The sequence below is a fragment of the Streptomyces sp. NPDC005492 genome (assembly GCF_040605995.1).
GTDB lineage: Bacteria > Actinomycetota > Actinomycetes > Streptomycetales > Streptomycetaceae > Streptomyces.
In genome coordinates this window covers 78,542-99,938 of the sequence record NZ_JBEXDX010000020.1, presented here as the reverse complement: position 1 = coordinate 99,938, position 21,397 = coordinate 78,542, and the positions used below count along the sequence as shown (strand labels likewise).

Here is a 21,397-nt window from a genome sequence, read left to right as displayed (position 1 = left end):
CGGTGAGTGCTGGGGTGCGCGCTACTTCTGAACCCTTGAGGCGCGACCGCAAGCGGGCGCAAGTCGCGCAACTTCTTGCGTGATCCGACTGTTGCTTTCGTCGGGTGCCGAAGGTGCAGCCCCTGCGAGGAGATTGCTGATGCTCCGTCAGGGAGCCTGAGCCGAAGGCCTGTTGACCGGATCCGTTGGGCAGGCCCCAACTCCGTTGCCCGGCACGGGTTTTACCGGAGCTTGGGCGACACGCCCGGACCGGACGCCGACGTGGCGGGAGCGAGTGGCAACCTGGGTGTGATCTCGACTCGCGTGTCGGTCGGGGGAGTTGTGAACCATCGGGACACCACGTACAAGGGACATGCCTTGCAGCCATCCTCAAGCAGAAGATCCCCCCGGAAACTGTTGGCCGGAATCCTCGCCGGCGGCACCGTGGCCGCGGGATGTTTCGCCGTTCTGCCGTCGACCGCGCAGGCCGCCCAGACCCCCGCCGCCGACCGGCAGTCCTCCTTCGCCGACGCGGCGAAGGAGTTCGGCGTTCCGCTGCCCGTGCTCCTGGCCGTGTCGTACCAGGAGTCCCAGTGGGACGACCACGACGGGCAGTACAACACCTCGGGCGGATACGGCCCGATGAACCTGACGGACGTCACCGCCACGATGGTGTCCGGCGGCGCGGCGGGTGCCGCGGGCCGTGGTGACCTCGCCGAGCTGACCTCGGATCCGGCTCTGCACACCCTCGACGCGGCGGCCGAACTCACCCACACCTCGGCGGCGCGGCTGCGCACCGACGATCGCGCGAACATCCGGGCCGGCGCCGCGCTACTCGCCTCGTACCAGCGGGAGTTGACGAAGAACAAGTCCGCGGGCGAGGGGTCCGCCGATCCGGCCGACTGGTACGGGGCGGTCGCCAAGTACAGCCAGTCCTCGGACCGGAAGGCCGCGCAGCTCTTCGCCGACCGGGTCTTCAAGACCGTTTCCTCGGGCGCCTCCCGCACCACCGTCGACGGGCAGCGTGTCCATCTCGCGGCGCAGCGGGCGGTCCAGCCCGAGACTCGGCAGTTGTCCGAACTGAAGCTGAAGACCGCCGCGACGGCCACCGACACGGAGTGCCCGCCCACGGTGGACTGCACGTTCCTCGCCGCGGCCGCCTCCAACGGGCAGGTCGCCGGGCGGCCGGGCGACGGTGTGCAGATCAAGTACATAGTGCTGCATGACACCGAGACGTCGTACGACTCCGCGATCAAGATCTTCCAGACGGCCGGTTCCGGCGACTCGGCGCACTACGTCATGCGGGCCTCGGACGGGGCCGTGACCCAGATGACGCCCACCAAGGACATCGCGTTCCACGCCGGCAACTACTGGTTCAACATGCACTCGATCGGTATCGAGCACGAGGGCTACGCCGCCCACGGTGCCACCTGGTACTCGCAGACGCAGTACCAGGCGACCGCCGATCTGGTGAAGTACCTCGCCGCGAGGTTCGACATCCCGCTCGACCGCGAGCACATCATCGGCCACGACAACGTGCCCGGCCCGCAGGACAGTTACATCACCGGCATGCACTGGGACCCCGGCCCCTACTGGGACTGGACGGCCTTCATGGACATGGTCGCCCCGGCGCGGACGGCCCGTGCGCAGAGCGCCGCCCGGCACGCCCCGACGGTGGGCTCGGCGGTCACCATCAGCCCGAGGTTCGCGACCAACCAGCAGACCGTCCAGGTCTGCCCGGCCGACGACCCCACGGGCGCCACCACCGCGTGCACCGAACAGACCGAGCCGTCGAACTTCCTTCCCGTGCGCACCGCCCCCAGCGCGGACGCTCCCCTGTTCGCCGACCCCGCCATCCACCCCGGCGCGAGCGCGGGCACCGACTCCATCCACGACTGGGGCAGCACCGTCGCGGCGGGCCAGCAGTTCGTGGTCGCCGACGTCCAGGGCGACTGGACCGCCATCTGGTTCAGCGGCGCGAAGGTGTGGTTCTACAACCCCGGCGGCGTCAACACCTGCGCCGCGCCCGGCGTCACCGTCGTCCACTCCGGCGACCAGGCAGCGACCCTCTACGGCTCCGGCTACCCGCAGGCGTCGGAATACCCGTCCGGCCTGTCCCCGTCCACGCAGAAGCCCCTGACCCTCTACGCCTTCCCGGCGGGCCAGGCCTACGTGGCCACCCAACCGCCGGTCAGCGCAGACGACTTCTTCGTCTCGGGCGACACCTATGTCACCGGCGCGGCCAAGTACTACACCATCCAGTACAACCACCGGGTCGTCCTGGTCGACGCCTCACAGGTCTCCTGAAGCGGCCGGTGCGGGCGGCACGGTCACGTCCTGCCCGCACCGGACGGCGACGGGCGTCCGGTGGGGCTCTCTGGAAAGATCCACACCATGAGCGAAAACCCCCTGCGCCTCGTCACCGTCGACCGCACCGGCCCCGGCCGGTTCACCGCGACCAACGCCCGCGGCGGCACCGTCGACTTCGGCACCGCGTCCGAGGACGGCACCGAGTTCACCCCCGTCGAGCTGCTGCTCGCCGCGATCGGGGGCTGCACCGCGGCCGACGTCGACGTCGCCACCACCCGGCACACGGAGCCGGACGGGTTCACCGTCACCGTGACCGGCAACAAGGTCACCGACGAACTCGGCAACCGTCTGACCGACCTGGCGGTCACCTTCGCCGTGACCTTCCCGCACGGCGAGGCCGGGGACCGCGCCCGCGCCATCCTGCCCCGGGCGGTCACCGTCTCCCACGACCGGCTGTGCACCGTCAGCCGCACGATCGAGACCGGCACACCCGTCACCGCGACGATCAAGGACGCCTGACCCCACCGCCCCGTTCTCTGCGGGCCCGTGACAAGGCGTTCACCGGGCGCTGCGTTCTTGTGAGCACCACCTGATCCGGTGGCCCCGACCGCCCTACGGTCCGGCCATGAAGACGAGTCGCAGCACAGGACGGACAAGAACATGGCGCGGTGCCGCGCTCGCGGCGCTGCTGACCGCGGGCGCGCTCACCGCCGCCGCCCCACAGGCACAGGGCGAGAGCGCGCGCACCGAGACCCCGGTGGCGTCGACGCACCCCGCCGACGGTGTGGTCGAGTCGCTGGTGCGCGTGAAGGTGCCGCTGCCGCAGTCGTTCGGCGCCCGCCCGGCGGGGTGCGACTGGCTGTCGTACCTCCGCTACCGCTCCACCGGCGGGCCGAGCGCCTCGGCCGACGCCGACCGGATCCTGGTGGCGCAGCCCGGCATCCTGGAGGGGGCCGGCGCCTTCGACAGCGTTGCCCGCGACACGGTCGCCCAAGCCGCCGCGCAGGGACGGCACATCGAGTTCTGGGCCCTGGACCGACGCTCCAACTGCCTTGAGGATCCGACCGGCATCGCCTCCGGCGACCAGCACACGGCCGTCGACTACTACTACCGGGGCAAGGCCGTCGACGGCCGGACCTTCGCCGGCTTCGTCGGCAACGACCAGCTCGGCTGGATGGCGAAGCTCGGCATCCAACAGACCGTACGGGACGAATACGACCTGCTCGTCGCCGAGTTGCCCGACCAGGGGCTGCGCAAGCGCAAGCTGCTGTGCGGCGGACACTCGCTCGGCGGCGTCATCACCGGGTACTTCGCGGCCGCCGACTTCGACGGCGACCCCGCCACCACGGCGGACGCCGGACAGAACCAGTGCGCCGGGTACTTCGCCCTCGACACGACGATCTCCACCTCGCTCGCTGACCTCAGTGGCAGCATCCCGGACGACACCAACCTGCCCGACATCGGGCTCGGTTACGGCGTCGTACAGGCCGGGCTCGACAGCGGAGTGCTGCCGCGTTCGCTGTCCGCGCCGGTGCTGCTCAACCCCGAGACCATGACCCTGCTCGCCATCGCGGGACTGGGCGCCGTACGCGACCCGGACGGCGAGGCCGACCTGCCCGCCTATCTCCCCACCAACGTCAACATCGAGGCCACCAACCGTTTCCTCTTCTCCAAGGACACCGCCACGTTCCTCACCGGCTCGCCCGCGGTGAAGGACTTCCGGCTCACGAACGACGCGGTGCTCGGCGCACTGATGGACGACAACTCCGTACCGCTGGCCTTCCTGCAGAGCAGCGTCGGCTTCTTCGACGGCGGGCCGATCACGGACAAGAACTTCCCCGCCGCCAACGGGAGTTCGGATCAGCCGCAGCTCTTCGGCGTCGAGTACAAGGCGATTCCCGCACAGCCCCACGGCCCGCTCTACACCTGGCGGAACTACGACCGGGTGGGCGACGCCGACGACCCCGGCTACCGGTCGGCCGACGGCACCCCCTTCACCAACGCCTCCAAGGAGGTCACCGACATCCACGAGCTGGCCCGCAGCATGGGGGAGCAGCCGCTGGACTTCACCGAGCAGTACTTCCCGACCAAGCTGGTCACCGACATCGAGCTGGCCACCTCCCCGCAGGTGAAGCAACTCGTCGTCCATCCGGAGGGGTTGACGGCCAACCCGACGCTCACCGTGCTCGCGGGTGACGGACTGCTCGCCGGCCACATCCCCGCCGACCTGCACCCGGTGATCGCCCCCGGTTACCAGCACCTCGACGTCCTGACCGCCGCCCCCGTCCAGAACGACGGCCGGCCCGAGACCGTCTCCACCAGCCTCGCGGGATTCGCCGCGGCACCCAAGTAGCCCTTCGCATAAGCCAGTAGGGCCCGGGAGGATCAACTCCCGGGCCCTACTGCGCTGGTGTTGCTATGGCTCAGACCTTGCCGGCGGCGAAGGTGGCCGCCGCGTCGGCGTCGGAGGTGTAGCCGAGGTGTGCCAGGACGTCGGTCCCGCCGTTCTGGCAGATGGGGTCGCCGTTGGCGCAGAAGTCAATGGTGCGGCTCTGGTAGGTGCCGGTGACGCTCTTGCCGAGGGCCCGGATCGGGTTGCCGAACAGCAGCACCGCGGCGACTCGGGGTGCGAGCGCGGCGGGGATGGTCGCCACGATCGGGCTGCCGACCACCGCGCCGTCGCTGCTGATCCCGATGGAGTTGTCGACGACATTCGCGCCCTGCGAATAGCCGACGAGAATGAAACGCTGATTCGGGCAGGCGGCCGCCTGCGCGTTCACGTGGTTCACCACGTCGGCGTTCCCTGTCGCGGCGGACGTCAGGGAAAGGTCGGCGGGATAGTTCACCGCGTAGCTGGAGAGGCTCTTTCCGGTGATTTTCTTCTGGAGTGCGGAGAACACCGGGTCGCCGACGACCAGGCCGAGCGTGCCCGGCTCGAAGGTGCCGCGAGCCGCCACTACGTCGAGATCCGAGCAGGTGGCGGCCGACGCGGCGGGTGCGGAGAGGGTGGCGAGCCCGGCCCCGCCCGCCAAGGAGAGCGCGGCGAGGCATAAGCGAATACGCATGGGAATCCTTTGAGGGTGGGGCGCATGTGAAGCGCCTGTGGAAAGGACATCCCGAAGGTATTCGCGTTGTTCTACCGAGTGTTATGGACGGGAATTCAGAAACCGTCTCTGTTTTTGTCGGCTCGTGAGTCGCGATCGTTAGTCAGGGTCGCTCTCGCGCGACGCCGCCGAGCGCAGGGCGAGAATCAGGTCCAGACGCGTGCCCGGGTCGTGGAGGGAGTCCCCGAAGAGCTTCTCCAGTTGCCGCAGGCGATAGCGGACCGTCTGGGGGTGGATGTGGAGCAGGGCGGCGACATCGGGGACGTTGCTGCCGCTGAGGAGCCAGGCGAGCAACGTCTCGGCCAGGCGCGGGCGTTGGCCCTCCGAGGCGGCCTCCAACGGCGCCAGGACCCGGGCCTCCAACTGGGCGAGCAGCGGCTCGTCGCTGTACAGCAACAGCGTCGACAGATGGTCGACGCACAGCACCACCCCCTGCCGGGGCAGCACCCCGCGGCCCATCAGGCCCAGCGCCCGCGTCGCCCAGCGCAACGACCGCGCGGCCTCGGTGACCGGGACCGTAGGACCGATCGCCGCCGGACGGCCGCCCAGGCCGAGGACGAAGGACCGGCCACCGAACCGGCCGTAGCCCTCCGGATCCGGCACCAGCACGCGCGGCGGCCGCGACGCCATGTCCGCCAGCGCACCCGGCAGCGCGGGCGCCCGGTCCTCCGTGCGCGGGTCGGCGGGACCCGCCAGCGCGACGACGGCGACCCGCGAGGGCACCCGCCACCGGGCACCGTGCGCGAGGTCCTGCACCGCCTCCAGGGACACCGCTCCCTCGCCGAGCAGCAGATCGAGCAGCCGCCGACGCCGCCGCTCCACCTCGTCCGTACTGCGGGACTGCGCCTCCGCGTACCCTGCCGCCGCCGCCTCCGCGACCTCGTGCACAGTGCGGAACGCCAGCTCTCCCAGCGTGGCCACGACCGCCGAATCCAGGCCGAGTTCCTCCGCCGTACGCCCCATCAGCCGCCAGGCGTGCAGCCCACCCACCCGCAACGCGGACTGCAGCGCGTCCAGGCTGCGGCCCTTCAGGGCCTCGCCGCGCCCCAGCTCCTGGTAGTACGTCGCCGCCATCGCGGCGCTCTGGCCGTGCGGGTCCGCGATGTGGTCGACGAACAGCGTGAGTGCCTGCACCACGCCGGCCCGGAGATTCTCGCGCTCGGTCTCGTCGGCCAGCCGCGCGTACTCGGGGACCTCACTGCGGACCACCTCCTCCACCTCGTCCGAGACGGCGGCGAGTTGGGCGCGCAGCAGCTCGGCGAGCTCGGGCGGAACCAGTGCGGTCCCGGGCTCGGTGGGTACTCCGCGCGGGGTGGGGACAGCCACGACGGACACTCCTTTCCCCCGGAGGCGGCTCGCCCACAGGCTGGTGCCCGTGGGACGAGGGGGACGTCCTGTGTTGGACGGTCGTCCCCTGCGCTCCGTTCCGTGCCCCGGCTGCACCGACATCACTCCGGCAGCCCCAGCGCACCGGCGAGCATCGGCCACGAGGCGGTGAACTCCCCTTTCCAGTAGGCCCAACTGTGTCCGCCGCCCGAGTAGAAGTGCGCGGTGACCGGAATGCCGAGCAGCGCGAGGACGCCGGTGAAACTGTGCGCGGAGGGCCACAGCAGACTCTCCAGCGCCTCCGGCAGCCAGTCGCCCGAACCTCCCGCCACACCACTGCCGTTGGACACGTACAGCGGCGTCCCGCGCAGCCCGCCGGCCTGGGCGCGCGGATTGAACGCCTGCCAAGTCAGCGCGTCCAGCAGGGGATTGCCCCAGAGGGACGTCGGCGCCAGGCTCTCCCGGGCCACGATGGCGTCCACCAGCGAGGGCACACCGGGGGCCGTGGTGTCGAGGATGCCGCTGTAGGACGCGGCGGCGGTGAACACCCCGGGATGACGGGCCGCGTGCGCCATCGCGCCGTAGCCCCCGGTGGACACCCCGGCGACGGCCCGCACACCGGACGCCCGGTAGTCGCGGGCGAGCAGCGCGGGGACCTCCTGGAGCTGGAAGGTCTCGTAGTCGGGGCCGGAGCGCCAGGCGCTCGGGATGCCGGTGGGACCCGCGTCCGGCATCGCCACGATCAGGTCGCGGCCCTCGGTGAAGGCCTCGATGTCCGTCTCCCGGGTCCAGGACGTGTAGTCGTCGTGCGCTCCGTGCAGCAGATACAGCACGGGGTACGTCCGGCTCGGCTGCGCGGCGAAGTCCGACGGCAGGATCAGCCGCACCGGCGCGCTGCGGCCCAGCGCGGGGGAGGACACGGACACGTCGAACGTGCGCGCCGAGATCTGGGTCGTGGCCCGCGCACGGCCGGTGGAGACCGTGGCACCGAACAGGACGGCCAGCCCCGTGGCCGCCGCCGCTCTGGCGACGGTACGGCGGGACACGGCGGCGGCAGGGTGCTGCGGCTCGGCGGTGCTGGGGGACGTTCCGACAGGGCGGTGGCAGGGCATGGCGGCTCCTCAGTCCGGTTCGGTGAGCCCGCCCGGTGAGGCGAGCACCCGCCGCAGATGGGCGGCGATCTCGTCGACGTACGGCGGGTCGAGCAGCGAGAGGTGGTGCCCCGCCACCGGTACGACCGTCAGCCGGGGGCACACCTCGTCCCAGCCGAGCGCGTCGTCGTCGCGTTCGTACGCCGGGTCACGCACGGTGTGCGGTGCCGGTTCGGTGGCCCGGTACAGGACCACCCTGCCCTCGTACCGGCCCGGCCGGTGTGCCTCGCCGATCCGCAGGTCCAGGTAGGAGGCACGCTGGTGCTCCAGCACGGCGGGCGGCACCCGCACGGCCTCGCGCAGGGCGTCCAGCACGAGTTCGATGCGCTCGTGGTCGTCGTCCAGCGCCACGAGATCGTCGTAGGGCAGGGGCAGTTGGACGCCGTAGGTGTCGGCGATGTGCCGGGCGAAGCCCGTGAGGTGGGTGCGGACGCGGTCGGGATGAGGGAGGGGGCGTACGGAGTCGATGAGCGCGACGAGTTCGACGTCCCGTCCGGACGCGGTGAGTCGGCGCGCCGTCTCCTGGGCGACGAACCCGCCGAAGGACCAACCGCCCAGCAGATACGGCCCGTCGGGGTGCGCGGCGGTGATCGCCTCCGCATAGCGGCGGGCCTTCTCGGACACGGTACCGGCGTCCTCGATCCGGTCCAGTCCGTACACCGGCCGGTCTGCGCCCAGGCACCCGGCGAGTGGGCGATAGACGTCGGAGGATCCGCCGGCGGCGTGGAAGAGGAAGAGCGGGGGCCGCGTGCCGCCCGCGCGCAGGAGGCGTGCCGACGTGGTCAACCGGCTTACCCGGTCGGCCAGTTCGGCGACCGTGGCAGCGTCGAACAGCTCGCGCAGGTGCAGCTCGACGCCGAAGTCGCGTTCCAGGGCCGTACGGATGCGGACCGCCATGAGGGAGTCCAGACCGAGGTCGGCCAGGGCCGTGGCGGGGGTGATCCGGGCCGCGGGATGACCGGTGACGGTGGCGATGTGCCGGCTGAGGCCGGCGGTCACCGAGTCTCCCGCGGCCGGCGCGGGCTCTGCCCACTCGCGGGCGGCCGTCGTCGTGGCCGGAGTTCGGCCGTCGGTCCACCAGTGCCGGACGTGCCGCCAACGAGGGGCGGGGAGGTCGATGACCCGGCCGGACGGCAGCGGCAGATCCAGTCCCGCCGCGTACAGAGCTCCCAACTCCCCGAGGAACGCGGCGGATCCGGCCGCGTCGCGACGCAGGGTGCCGACGGCGAGTGCATCGGGCACGGTGTCCCTGACGGACCGGGCAAGCACCGGATGCGGCGAGATCTCCACGAAGGCGGTGTGGCCGTCGGCCGCCGCGGCGGCGAGGGCCCGGTCCAGACGCACCGGCCGCCGCAGGTTGGCGGCCCAGTGCTCGGCGTCGAACTCACCGACACCGCGCGGGTCCTCGAGGACGGTGGAGTAGACCGGGATGCGCGGAGCCCGGCCCCGGATGTCCGCGAGCGCCTCGGTCAGTTCCGGCAGCAGCGGGTCCACCTGCGCCGAGTGCCCGGCGCCGACGACCCGCATGGCACGGGCCGCCCGCCCCCGCTCCTCCAGGCGGCGCACCAGCCGGGCCACGGCCATCTCGTCACCGGCGACGACCTTCTGCCGGGGCGAGGAGTGGACGGCGACCTGAACCCCCGGGAAGTCCCGCTCCAGGGTGAGCAGTTCGTCGTCCTCCAGGTCGACGACAGCCATCGCGCCACCCTGCAACCGCCCGAGCAGCCGCGCCCGTACGGCGACGACCCGGGCCGCGTCCGCCACGTCCAGCGCGCCCGCGCAGACGGCGGCGGCCACTTCGCCCAGGGAGTGACCGATCACGGCGACGGGCTCGACGCCGTAGGACCGCCAGAGTTCGGCGAGTGCCAACTGGACGCCGAACAGGACGGGTTGGGAGACGTCGAGTCGGTCGAGATCCCCGGCGGAGGTCAGGTGCTCGTGCAGGGAGAGGCCGAACGTGTCGGCCAACCGTGCGTCCAGCTTCTCCACGGCGGCGGCGAAAGCCGGTTCCTCCAGGAGGAGTTGGCGTCCCATGCCGGTCCACTGGCTGCCGTACCCGGAGAACACCCATACCGGGCCGCGTCCCACGAGATCGCGGTCGCCGGTCAGCACACGCGTGTCCGGGCCGCCCTGCCCCAACACGCCCAGCGCATCGGCCAGTTCACCGCCGTCGTGCGCGACGACGGCCGCGCGGACGGGCCCGCGTCCGGCCCGTCCGGCGAGCGTGCGCGCCACATCGGCGGGGCGGGCGGCGCTCCCTTCGGGGGTGCGGAGCCACGCGGCGAGGCGGGACGCCGTGTCGCGGACGCGCTCGGTGTCGACGTCGGAGAGGAGATGGAGGCGGGCGGCGGGTTCGTCGACCGGGAGGACGGCGGGGCGCCATTCCTCCAGTACGGCATGGGCGTTGGTGCCGCCGAACCCGAAGCCCGAGACACCGGCGGTGGCCGTACCGCCGTAGCGGGGCCATGATTCGGGCTCGGTGACGACGCGCAGCCGTTGGTCCGCGAGGGTGCCGCCGTGCAGCGACGGCGGGACCAGGTCGTGGTGGAGGGCGAGGACCGTCTTCACCAGGCCGGCGAGACCGGCCGCGGACTCCAGATGGCCGAGGTTCCCTTTCACCGAGCCGAGCAGCAACGGCTGTTCGGGGTCACGGCCCGCGCCCAGCACCGCGCCGAGCGCGCCCGCCTCGATCGGGTCGCCGAGCGGGGTGCCGGTGCCGTGCGCCTCGACGTGGTCGATGTGCGCGGGGGAGAGCCCGGCCCGCGCGTACGCGGTGGTCAACAGGGCTTGCTGCGCTGCCGGGTTGGGGGCGAGCAGACCGTTGGAACGGCCGTCGGAGTTGACGGCGGTCGCGCGGACGACCGCGAGGACCCGGTCGCCGTCCCGCTCCGCGTCCGACAGCCGCTTCAGCAGCACCGCCGCGCAGCCCTCACCGCGCCCGATGCCGTCGGCCGCCGTGGCGAAGGGTTTGCAGCGGCCGTCCGGCGCTAGCGCCCCCGCGCGTGCGAAGGCGACGCCTACGACGGGCGAGAGCAGGATGTTGACTCCGGCGGCGATCGCGGTGTCGGTCTCGCCGTCGCGCAGGCTGACGCAGGCCTGGTGCAGGGCGACCAGGGAGGACGAACAGGCTGTGTCCACCGCCATGGTGGGGCCGCGGGTGTCTAGGACGTACGCCAGCCGGCCCGCCGTCACGCTGAGGGCCGCACCCGCCGGGGCCCAGGGGTCGACGGCGTGCGCGTCGGCGCCGGTGAGCTGTCCGTACTCCGGGGCCGAGACACCGACGTAGATGCCGGTGGTCGTGCCCGCGAGGGCGCCGGCGGGGACGGCCGCGTGGTCGAGGGTCTCGCGGACGACCTCCAGGAGGACGCGTTGCTGGGGGTCCATCACCGCGGCCTCGCGCGGGGTGATGCGGAAGAAGTCGGCGTCGAACCCGGCGATGTCGTCCAAGTAGCCGCCGTACACCGGTGTTTCGGGAGGCGGGAACGCCGTGAAGTCGCCCCATCTGTCCTCCGGGACGCGGCCGATCGCATCGACGCCGTCGATGAGCAGCCGCCAGTAGTCGGCCGGACCGCGCACCCCGCCCGGCAGTCGGCAGCCGACCCCGATGACCGCGACGGGCTCGCCGCGGGTCACCGGAGCGGGGTCCTGCCGAGCGGCCCGCGTGGTCGTACCGCACACGTGCTCCACCAGCGCGTCCACGGTCGGCGCCTCCCACAACAGGGTCGCCGGCCAGTCGTGCCCCGTCAGCAGCGACAACTCGCCCGCCAGCACGACCGCGTCCCGCGAGGACATGCCGAGATCGGCCAGCGGACGGTCCATGGGGAGGTCGGCGACCGGGGTGCCGTGCCACCCGGCGACCCGTTCCGCGATCCGACGGCGCAGCAGCGCTCTCTCGTCGGCGGCCGTCATACCGCGCTCTCCGCCGCGTAGACGCCCTCCAGATAGCGGGCGCGGGTCAGGGCCCGCGAGACCTTCCCGCTGGAGGTGCGGGGCACGGCGCCCGGCGCGACCAGGACGACGTCGGCCAGGCGCAGGCCGTGCCGGGCGGAGACGGCGGCGCGCACGGCCCGGGTCAGGGCCGGTACGTCGATGTCGGCCAGGTGGACGGTCCGCGCGTGCTCGGCCACGACCACCACCCGCTCACCCGCGACGCCCGGCACCCCGAACGCCGCGAGCCGGTCCCGCCGTACGGCCTCGTGCGCGTCCTGCGCGGTGGCCTCCACGTCCTGCGGATAGTGGTTGCGGCCGTCGACGACGATGAGGTCCTTGAGCCGCCCGGTGACGATCAACTGCCCGTCCAGGACGGTCCCGAGGTCGCCGGTGCGCAGCCAGTCGCCCGGCGCCTGCTCGCCGAGCGAGGCACGGAACACGCGCCGGGTCTGCGCCAGGTTGTTCCAGTAGCCGCGCCCCGTGTTCGGACCCTGCACCCAGATCTCCCCGACCTCGCCCTCGGCCAGCACGGCGTGGGCGACCGGATCGACGATCCGCACCCGCTGCCCCACCGGCGTCCCGCACCCCGCAAGCAGCACGGCTCGGGGGTCGTCGGGCCGCGCGGGCAGCGCCTTCCCGGCGGCGAGCGCGTCCCGGTCGAGGGCGAACCGGCCGAGCGGCCGGCCGGGCCGGGCGGCGCTGACGAACACGGTCGCCTCGGCGAGCCCGTACGACGGACAGTGGACCTCCGCGGCCAGCCCCTGCGCGGCGAACGCGGCGTGGAACCGGTCGACGGTGCCGGGCCGGACGGGCTCGCTGCCGTTGATCAGCGCGGCGATCCCGTCCAGCCGCAGCCCCTCCTTCTGCGCCCCGGTGACGGCGGAGGCGCAGTAGTCGTAGGCGAAGTTGGGCGCGGCGCTCAGCGCGCGCGGATGCGCGGCCAACAGCCGTAGCCAGCGCGCCGGTTCGTGCAGGAACGCGGTCGGGTCCATGAGGACCGACAACAACCCCCGGACGACGGGCGCCGCGACGCTCAGCACCAGCCCCATGTCGTGGTACAGCGGCAACCAGCCCACGCAGGTCACCTGGTGCGCGTCGGCGCCGTAGGCGGCGAGCGCCTGGCGGGCGTTGGCGACGACATTGGCGTGGGTGATCTCCACACCGGCCGGAGCCCGGGTGGACCCGGACGTGTACTGGAGATAGGCCGTCGCGGCCGAATCGGGCTCAGGAGCCTGCCAGTTGAGGCCGTCCGAGTCCGGGACCCGGTCCGCCGTGAGGACCGGCACCCGCGTCCGTTCACAGAAGTCCGTCACCTCCGCGAGGGCGCGCCCGGTGGTCACCACGACCGAGGGGCGGGCATCGGTCAGCACCCCGACGAGCCGGTCGCCGTGCCCCGGCAGACCGGGCGGATACAGCGGTACGGCGACCATCCCGGCGGTCAGCGCCGCCAGGAAACCGGTGATGTAGTCCGTCCCCTGCGGGCACAACAGAGCGACCCGTGCACCGGGTTCGGCCTGCTGCGCCAGCCGGGCGGCCAGCGCCCGCACGCGCACATCCAGGCGCCTCCAGGTCAGAGTGCGATGCACACCACGGGAGTTGGGGGCGGGGTGGTCGACGAACGTGAACGCCCGGCGGTCCGGGGCGGTTTCGGCCCAGTGCCGCACGTACTCGGGCAGAGTCCGGTACGCGGGCGCGAGCGGGGGACGGCGGCTGTCCATCGGGCGTGGCTCCTCACATCGCGGTCGTCGCGGTGGCGGCTGGCGAGGGCGAACAAGGCGAACAGGCTGAACAGGGCGGTCAGAGCGGGATGTTGCCGTGCCGTCGCTCCGGCATCGGGGCCCGCTTGCCGCGCAGCGCGCGCAGGGCACGGGCGACATGGACGCGGGTGTCGCGCGGGGCGATCACGTCGTCGACGTACCCGCGTTCGGCGGCCGGGTACGGCGTCCCGTGCGTGCCCTCGTACGCGGCGACCAGGTCGGCCCGCAGCGCCTCCGGGTCGTCGGCGGCGGCGAGTTCGCGCCGGTGCAGCACGCCCACGGCGCCCTCCGCGCCCATCACGGCGATACGGGCCGTGGGCCAGGCGAGGTTGAGGTCGGCGCCGAGGTGTTTGGAGCCCATCACCGCGTACCCGCCGCCGTACGCCTTGCGCACGACGACGGTGACCTTCGGGACGGTCGCCTCGGCGTACGCGTACAGGAGTTTGGCGCCGCGCCGGATGATGCCGCCCCGCTCCTGGCGGACGCCGGAGAGATAGCCGGGGACGTCGGCGAAGGTCAGCAGCGGAATGCCGAACGCGTCGCAGAACCGCACGAACCGCGCGGCCTTCTCGGAGGCGTCGATGTCCAGGACACCGGCCGAGTGCAGCGGCTGGTTGGCGACGACTCCGACACTGGCGCCCTCGACCCGGGCCAGCGCGCAGATGATGTTCGGCGCGAACAGCTCCTGGACGTACAGGAGTTCACCGTCGTCGACGACCGCTCGCAGGATGTCCCGCATGTCGTAGGCCTGGCCGAGCCGGTCGGGCACGATCTCGTCGAGCGGGGTGCCGTCGGCGACGGCACCGGGCGCGTACTCGGGCGGCCGGTCCAGGTTGTTGGCGGGAAGGTACGACAGCAGGTCGCGTACGGTGTCGAGCGCGTCCTCCTCGTCGGCGGCGAGGAAGTGGGCGTTGCCGTTCACGGAGTTGCTGGTGCGGGCGCCCCCCAGGTCCTCGGCGGTGGTGCGTTCCCCGGTGACCGCCTCGATGACGTCCGGCCCGGTGACGAACATGTGCGAGGCGCCGTCCACCATCACGGTGAAGTCGGTGATCGCGGGGGAGTAGGCGGCCCCGCCCGCACATGGTCCGAGGACGACGGAGATCTGCGGGATCACCCCGGACGCCTTCACATTGCGGCGCACCAACTCGGCATACAGGGCGAGCGAGTTGACGCCCTCCTGGATACGGGCGCCGCCCGAGTCGTTGAGGCCGACGACCGGACATCCGGTCTTCAGGGCGAGTTCCATGAGGGCCACGGTCTTCTCGCCGAACGCCTCGCCCATGCTGCCGCCGAAGACCGTGGAGTCCTGCGCGAACACACAGACCGGGCGTCCGTCGACCGTGCCGTATCCGGTGACGACCCCGTCGCCGTAAGGGCGTCGGGCCCCGTCCCCGACGGCTCTGGCCCGTACGAACCCGCCCGTCTCCGCGAACGAGCCCGCGTCCAGCAGCCGCTCGATCCGCTCCCGCGCGCCGAGCGCCCCGCGTCTTCTGGGCGCGGCCGTGACCACCGCCCGTGCCCGACGGTGCTCCAGGTCGGCGATACGTCCGGCGGTGCGGTCCGCCGCGGGTGTCACTGCCGTCAGGGATGTCGTCGCCTCTAGCGTCACAGCCACCTCCGAAGTGGTTCTCGAATATGGCAGCGATTCGGGAGTGGACCGGGGGATCGGCGTTCTGTTTGCGGGAGTTGAGTCCCAGGCGACGGAGGTTCGTCCTGAGATGACAAGGGAGGGACCAGGGATGGGCGCTATGGTGGTCCAGACCACTGAGATCGTCATGTCTCTTGGAAACGTTGTCATACGGGAGGACGCACGGATGGGATCACCCATGACCACGATCGCTGTCGACGGAGCCGGCCGCCGCCTCAGGCGTGGCCTGGCCCTCGGCCTGACCGCACTCCTGCTCGGCCTCGCGGCCCTGCTGGGAGTCCCGCACTCCGCAGGGGCCGCGACCGGCGCCGTGACGGCGTACCCGGTCCCGTCCATCTATCCGGCGTCCACCGACTACCGGCTGACCGTCAACGGAACGGCCGTACCCGTCACCAAGTACACCGGATACGACATCGCCCAACTCGCCCTGGGCACCGGCACCGCCACCATCTCCGTCACCAAGGTCAACAACACGGCCATCGGCGCGTACAGCATCAGCCCGCAGAAGCTCGGCATCGCCGGGACCGTCAGCGGTCCCACCCTGACCTTCACCGTCCAGAACGACGAGTACCTCATCGTCAAGCTCGACGGCCGCCCCAACCTGGTCATCGCCGCAGACCCGGCCGAGACCGACCGCCCGGCGACCGGCGGCACCGGGATCTTCAACGTGCAGAGCGCGCCCTACTCGGCCCAGCCGAACACCGGGGACTACACCACGACGGCCTTCCAGAACGCGCTGAACGACGCCGCCGCGTACGGATCGGCCCATGGCACCCAGGGCATCGTGTACGTCCCGGCCGGCGTCTACACCCTGGGCAACCTCTATCTGCGCAGCAACCTCGCCCTCTACCTGGCACCGGGCGCGGTCCTCCGCTACACGGGAGACGCCGCCCACTATGTGGTGAACGGCCACAAGACCTCGCAGGGCCGCGACCTCACCTGGTTCATCTCCACCCGCTACTCGTCCTCGAACATCAAGATCTACGGCCGCGGCATCATCGACGGCAACGGCAAGGCCGCGCTCGCGCCCTCCAACCTCGGCGTGAACCTCCTCGCCCCGATCTACACGAGCGGCTTCACGGTCGACGGCATCACCTTCCGGGAGTCCAGCAGTTGGGCGGTCATCCCGCTGCGCTCCTCGGACCTGGCCTTCCGGAACATCAAGATCTTCAACAGGTTCGACATGGGCGAGAACGACGGCATCGACGTCATGGAGTCCACGAACGTCACCGTCGACCACGCCATCGGCATCGCCCTCGACGACCCGTTCAGCACCAAGACCTGGCCGGCCGGCGCCGACATCTACAAGACCGTCCCCGGCACCGCCCGACCGCTCGACAACGTCACCTTCAACGACCTTGTCTCCTGGACCTATTGCTACGGCGTCAAGGTCGGCCAGGGCGTCTACGAGTCGCAGAACAAGGTCACCTTCCAGCATGTCGTCGTCTACGACGCGGCGGTCGGCATCGGCGTCCACCACAAGTACGGCACGGCGAGCGCGACGAACCTCAAGTTCGACGACATCGACATCGAGCGGCTCAGCTTCAGCAACGACGGCAATCGGACCTGGCTCGCCATGATGACCGGCAACACGGCGGGCATCGGCCCGGTCACCGGCGTCACGATCTCCAACGTCCGTGTCCGCAACGCCGGTACGACCGCCGCGCGCATCAACGGCCTTCCCGGCGCGCCCATTTCGGGCGTCGCGCTGAGCCATATCGTGATGCCGGGCAGCACGACCGGAGCGAGCACCCTGACCCAGGCCGGCCTCACCAATCTCTCGGACTACGGCAGCCTCACGATCACACCCTGATCACCGCCTACCGGCCGGGACCCGCAACCGTATCCTGGGGGCGGTCCCGGCCCCGGTACGCGACGGAAGGGTGGTCTACGACCCACGTGAGCAGTCGTTCCCCGCACCGCCAGAGCACCAGACCCACGATGCGCGATGTCGCGGAGCGGGCCGGCGTCGCCGTCGTCACCGTCTCCCGTGTCGTCAACGGCAGCGGAACGGTCCGTGAGGAGACGGCCGAGCGGGTCAACGCGGCGATCAGCGCCATCGGTTACCAGCGCAACGAGATCGCGCGCTCGCTGCGTCCCGGACAGAACTCGATGACCATCGGACTGCTGCTCGGCGACCTCACCAACCCGTTCTACGCCTCCCTCGCCAAGGCCGCCGTCGAGGTCGCCAACCAGGCAGGCTACGCAGTGCTGTTGAGCACGGCCGACGAGGACCCGGAGGTTGAACGCCGGGCCGTCGGCGAGCTGATCGGACGGCGGGTCGCCGGGCTCATCATCGTCCCCGACCAGGGCGACCACGCCTTCCTCGACGAGATCAACGGCCACGACCACGTGCCCATCGTCTTCGTGGACCGGCCGGCCACCGGCGCCGACGCCGATGTCGTCCTCGTCGACAACGAGGACGGCGGACACAAGGCCACCCGGCACCTCATCGACCAGGGCCACCGCCGTATCGCGATCCTCGTCGCCCCCTCGTACTACAGCACCGGCCGCCGACTGCGCGGCTACCGCAAGGCGCTGCGCCGCAGCGGCATCGAGCCCGACAAGGACCTCGTCGTCACCCTGCGCCGCGGCACCACCGAGGAGGCGAGTGCCGCCACCCGCACCCTGCTCACCTCCGCGAACCCACCCACCGCGGTCTTCGCCACGACGGGCTTCCTCACCGAGGGGGTGCTGCGGGCCTGCCGAGACCTCCAAGTCGCCGTCGCGGTCGTGGGGTTCGACGACTTCAAGCTCGCCGACATGCTCCCCACGCCGGTCACGGTGGTCACCTCCGACACCGAGGAACTCGGCCGCCGGGCCGCCCACATCCTGCTGGACCGCATCGACGGCGACGATTCCCCCGCCGGCCGCACCGCCCTCCCGGTCGAGCTGATCGCACGCGGGACCGGCGAGATCGCACACCCGTGAGCCGTCAACGGCTGGGACAGCACCGGTAGTTCACTCCAGGCGTCATGGTCCGGACCATTGACGGCGGCGCCCGGCTGGTGGACTCTTCTCGATGGATACGTTTCCACCGGTGAGTTCGTCCGGCCCCACACGGCGAAGCAGGAGACCTCGACATGACCGTCCCGTCCCCCTTCAAGAGACGCCTGAGCGCAGCCCTTTCGATGGTGCTGCTGCTGGCCCTCGTCCCGGCCCTGCTGGTGCTGCGCGCCGCACCGCCTGCGCAGGCCCTCGACAACGGGCTTGCCAAGACGCCTCCGATGGGATGGAACGACTGGAACGCCTTCGGCTGCAATGTGACGGAGCAACTGGTCGAGCAGACCGCCGACTACCTGGTCTCGTCCGGCCTGAAGGACGCCGGCTACCAGTACGTCAACATCGACGACTGCTGGATGACCTCGGCCCGCAACTCCGCGGGCCAACTGGTCCCCGACCCGGCCAAGTTCCCCGACGGCATCAGCGGCACCGCCGCCTACGTGCACGCCAAGGGCCTCAAGCTCGGCATCTACGAGAGCGCCGGCACCGCCACCTGCGCGGGCTACCCCGGCAGCCTCGGCCATGAGCAGACGGACGCCAACAGCTTCGCGGCCTGGGGTGTCGACTACCTCAAGTACGACAACTGCAACCACCAGAACGTGCCCGACCAGCAGCGCTACACCGCGATGCGCGACGCCCTCGCCAACACCGGCCGCCCGATCGTCTACAGCCTCTGCAACTGGGGCCTCGCCGACGTGTGGACCTGGGGGGCGGGCGTCGGCAACAGCTGGCGCACCACCGACGACATCAACGTCAACTTCTCCACCGTGGTGTCGATCTACAAGGCCAACGTCAAACTCGCCCCGTACGCCAAGCCGGGCGCCTGGAACGACCCCGACATGCTCGAAGTCGGCAACGGCATGTCCTTCACCGAGGACCGCTCCCACTTCAGCCTCTGGTCGGAGATGGCCGCACCCCTGATCGCCGGCACCGACCTGCGCAAGGCCTCCGCCGCCACCCTCTCCCTGTACGGCAACAAGGACGTCATCGCCGTGGACCAGGACTCCCTGGGCAAGCAGGGCACCGAGATCTCCAACTCCGGTGGTCTGCACGTCCTTTCCAAGCCCCTCGCCAACGGCGACGTCTCGGTGGTCCTCTTCAACGAGAACTCCTCCGCCGCCACCATCACCACCTCCGCGACGGCGGCCGGCCTCCCCTCGGCGTCCTCCTACCGGCTCAACAACCTCTGGTCGCACGTGATCAGCAGCACCACCGGCGCCATCTCGGCGAGCGTCCCCGGCCACGGCTCCGTGATGTACCGGGTCTCCGCCGGCAGCGGCACCAGCGTCGGCACCACCCACCCGCTCATCAGCGCCTCCTCCAACCGCTGCCTGGATGCCTACGACAGCCAGACCACCCCCGGCACCAAGATCGAGATCTGGGACTGCGGCGGCGGCGCCAACCAGGCCGTGACCATCACCGCGGCCGGTGAACTCCGGCTCTACGGCGGCACCCAGTGCCTGGACGCCTACGACAACCAGACGGCCAACGGCACCAAGGTGGAGCTCTACACCTGCGGCGGCGGCGCCAACCAGAAGTGGAGCCTCAACCCCGACGGCACCATCACGGGAACCCAGTCGGGCCGTTGCCTCGATGTCACCGGCGGCGACCAGGCGTCAGGCAACGTCAACGGCGTCGCGCTGGAGCTCTGGACCTGCAACGGCGGCGCCAACCAGCAGTGGCGCCTGGGCTGACCGTCCGCTTCCCCCCACCCACGGAGCCGGTATGAACCCAACAGCACGGTGTATCAGGCGAGTCGGGACCGGCCTGATCACCGCACTGGCCCTGTCCGTGCCCGTCGCCGGCGATGTCGCGAACGCCGCCGCCGAGGCGACGATCTGCAACAAGTACTGCGACGCCCGCGACCCGGCCCTGTCCCCGGGGGACCGCCAACCGGTCTCTGCCGCCCTCTACTCCCGCACGATCGCCCTGCACTTCGACGACACCGACGCGATGGGCTGGGCCTCGATCACCAATGGCAGCCCCGGTGACGAGGTCTGGCTCGACCGCTCCTTCGACGGTGGTCGCACCTGGAGCTCCGGCAGCAGGCTCGGCGACACCACCGTCCCCGCGGGGCAAGGCGGTTGGCGCACCCTGATGTACAACGTCGACGACTGGAACGCCCTCGGCGTCGGCGCCCTGCGCGCCTGCGGCAAGGCCGGTGACCGGGCCGAGATCGCCTGTACGTCGTGGGCCCGGACGACCTGGAACGCGGGCAGCCGTCCGACCGCCGCGGCCACCGCGCTGATGCAGTCGTACAACCCGGCCACCGGCCTCTTCGACACCACCGGCTGGTGGAACTCCGCCAACGCCCTGACCGCCCTCGTCGACAACATCCGCGCCACCGGAATGGGCAGCTACAAGTACGCGATCGCCACCACCTACGACCGCAACCTCTCCGCCCAGGGCGGCAACTTCACCAACGACTACATCGACGACACCGGCTGGTGGGGCCTGGCCTGGGTCGACGCCTACGACCTCACCGGAGACAGCCGCTACCTCAACACCGCCCGCGCGGACGCCGATTACATGGCCCGCTACTGGGACTCGTCCTGCGGTGGTGGCGTGTGGTGGAGCACCGCCAAGACCTACAAGAACGCCATCGCCAACTCCCTCTACCTGGAGCTGAACGCGGCCCTGCACAACCGCGTCGCGGGCGACACGGCCTACCTCGGCCGGGCCAACGCCGAGTGGTCGTGGTTCAAGGGCACCGGGATGATCAACGGTTCCCATCTGGTCAACGACGGTATCGACCTGGCCACGTGTGGCAACAACGGTGGCACCACCTGGTCGTACAACCAGGGCGTGCTGCTCGGCGGCCTGTCGGAGCTGTACCGGGCGACCGGTGACTCCGCCCTCCTCACCACCGGACGCCAGATCGGCGACGCCTCGACCACGTCCACGGCGCTCAACTCCGGCGGAATCCTCCGGGATCCGTGCGAGACGAGTGGCTGCGACGGTGACGCCCCGTCGTTCAAGGGTGCGTACATCCGGGGGCTGAGTGCCTTCAACTCCCGGCTGTCCGACCGCCCTTACACCGCGTACATCAAACGGCAGGCCGACGCCGCCTACGCGAGCGACCGCAACTCCCTTGATGCGTACGGGCTGCACTGGGCCGGACCGGTGGACTCCACCGACGCGGCCCGGCAGCAGAGTGCGCTCGACCTGATGAACGCGGCCAACTGACGT

The 21,397-nt window shown here is 71.2% G+C and carries 13 protein-coding genes; 7 read left to right on the top strand and 6 right to left on the bottom strand.

The window, feature by feature from the left end:
* Window positions 1-393 precede the first annotated feature (393 nt).
* From ABZT04_RS25855 to ABZT04_RS25845, 3 genes are all read left to right on the top strand, one after another.
* Window positions 394-2,286 (top strand): peptidoglycan recognition family protein, encoded by a 1,893-nt coding sequence (locus ABZT04_RS25855; RefSeq protein ID WP_356059407.1) that lies wholly within the window; start codon window positions 394-396, stop codon window positions 2,284-2,286.
* Window positions 2,287-2,373: 87 nt separating this feature from the next.
* Window positions 2,374-2,808: an OsmC family protein gene (locus ABZT04_RS25850; protein WP_356059357.1), complete on the top strand. Its 435-nt coding sequence runs from the start codon at window positions 2,374-2,376 to the stop codon at window positions 2,806-2,808.
* A gap of 106 nt (window positions 2,809-2,914) precedes the next feature.
* Complete coding sequence (locus ABZT04_RS25845; RefSeq protein WP_356059356.1) at window positions 2,915-4,642, top strand: hypothetical protein; 1,728 nt, start codon at window positions 2,915-2,917, stop codon at window positions 4,640-4,642.
* Between the two features lie 70 nt (window positions 4,643-4,712).
* Here ABZT04_RS25845 and ABZT04_RS25840 read toward each other — a convergent pair whose 3' ends face one another.
* From ABZT04_RS25840 to ABZT04_RS25815, 6 genes are all read right to left on the bottom strand, one after another.
* Window positions 4,713-5,354, bottom strand: a complete 642-nt coding sequence (locus ABZT04_RS25840) for a cutinase family protein (protein WP_356059355.1) — start codon at window positions 5,352-5,354, stop codon at window positions 4,713-4,715.
* A gap of 138 nt (window positions 5,355-5,492) precedes the next feature.
* Entirely contained in the window at window positions 5,493-6,719 is a 1,227-nt protein-coding gene (locus ABZT04_RS25835) for a helix-turn-helix domain-containing protein (protein WP_356059354.1), read from the bottom strand.
* 122 nt (window positions 6,720-6,841) lie between these two features.
* On the bottom strand, window positions 6,842-7,831 hold the full coding sequence (locus ABZT04_RS25830) for an alpha/beta hydrolase family protein (protein WP_356059353.1): 990 nt from the start codon (window positions 7,829-7,831) through the stop codon (window positions 6,842-6,844).
* A gap of 9 nt (window positions 7,832-7,840) precedes the next feature.
* On the bottom strand, window positions 7,841-11,779 hold the full coding sequence (locus tag ABZT04_RS25825) for an acyltransferase domain-containing protein (protein ID WP_356059352.1): 3,939 nt from the start codon (window positions 11,777-11,779) through the stop codon (window positions 7,841-7,843).
* Window positions 11,776-13,518 (bottom strand): fatty acyl-AMP ligase, encoded by a 1,743-nt coding sequence (locus tag ABZT04_RS25820; protein ID WP_356059351.1) that lies wholly within the window; start codon window positions 13,516-13,518, stop codon window positions 11,776-11,778. Before ABZT04_RS25820 ends, ABZT04_RS25825 begins: the two co-directional genes overlap by 4 nt.
* Window positions 13,519-13,597: 79 nt before the next feature.
* Window positions 13,598-15,133 (bottom strand): acyl-CoA carboxylase subunit beta, encoded by a 1,536-nt coding sequence (locus tag ABZT04_RS25815; RefSeq protein ID WP_356059406.1) that lies wholly within the window; start codon window positions 15,131-15,133, stop codon window positions 13,598-13,600.
* A gap of 250 nt (window positions 15,134-15,383) precedes the next feature.
* Here ABZT04_RS25815 and ABZT04_RS25810 point away from each other — a divergent pair, with 250 nt between their 5' ends.
* The 4 genes from ABZT04_RS25810 (at window position 15,384) to ABZT04_RS25795 (ending at window position 21,394) form a co-directional block, all read left to right on the top strand.
* Window positions 15,384-17,018, top strand: coding sequence for a glycosyl hydrolase family 28 protein (locus tag ABZT04_RS25810; protein ID WP_356059350.1), 1,635 nt, complete (start codon window positions 15,384-15,386; stop codon window positions 17,016-17,018).
* An 86-nt stretch (window positions 17,019-17,104) separates the two neighbouring features.
* Window positions 17,105-18,136, top strand: a complete 1,032-nt coding sequence (locus ABZT04_RS25805) for a LacI family DNA-binding transcriptional regulator (protein WP_356059349.1) — start codon at window positions 17,105-17,107, stop codon at window positions 18,134-18,136.
* A 152-nt stretch (window positions 18,137-18,288) separates the two neighbouring features.
* Window positions 18,289-19,902 carry an alpha-galactosidase gene (locus ABZT04_RS25800; RefSeq protein WP_356059348.1) on the top strand — a complete coding sequence of 538 codons (1,614 nt, stop codon included), beginning with the start codon at window positions 18,289-18,291 and terminating at the stop codon, window positions 19,900-19,902.
* A 31-nt stretch (window positions 19,903-19,933) separates the two neighbouring features.
* On the top strand, window positions 19,934-21,394 hold the full coding sequence (locus ABZT04_RS25795) for a glycoside hydrolase family 76 protein (protein ID WP_356059347.1): 1,461 nt from the start codon (window positions 19,934-19,936) through the stop codon (window positions 21,392-21,394).
* The last annotated feature ends 3 nt before the right edge of the window (window positions 21,395-21,397 follow it).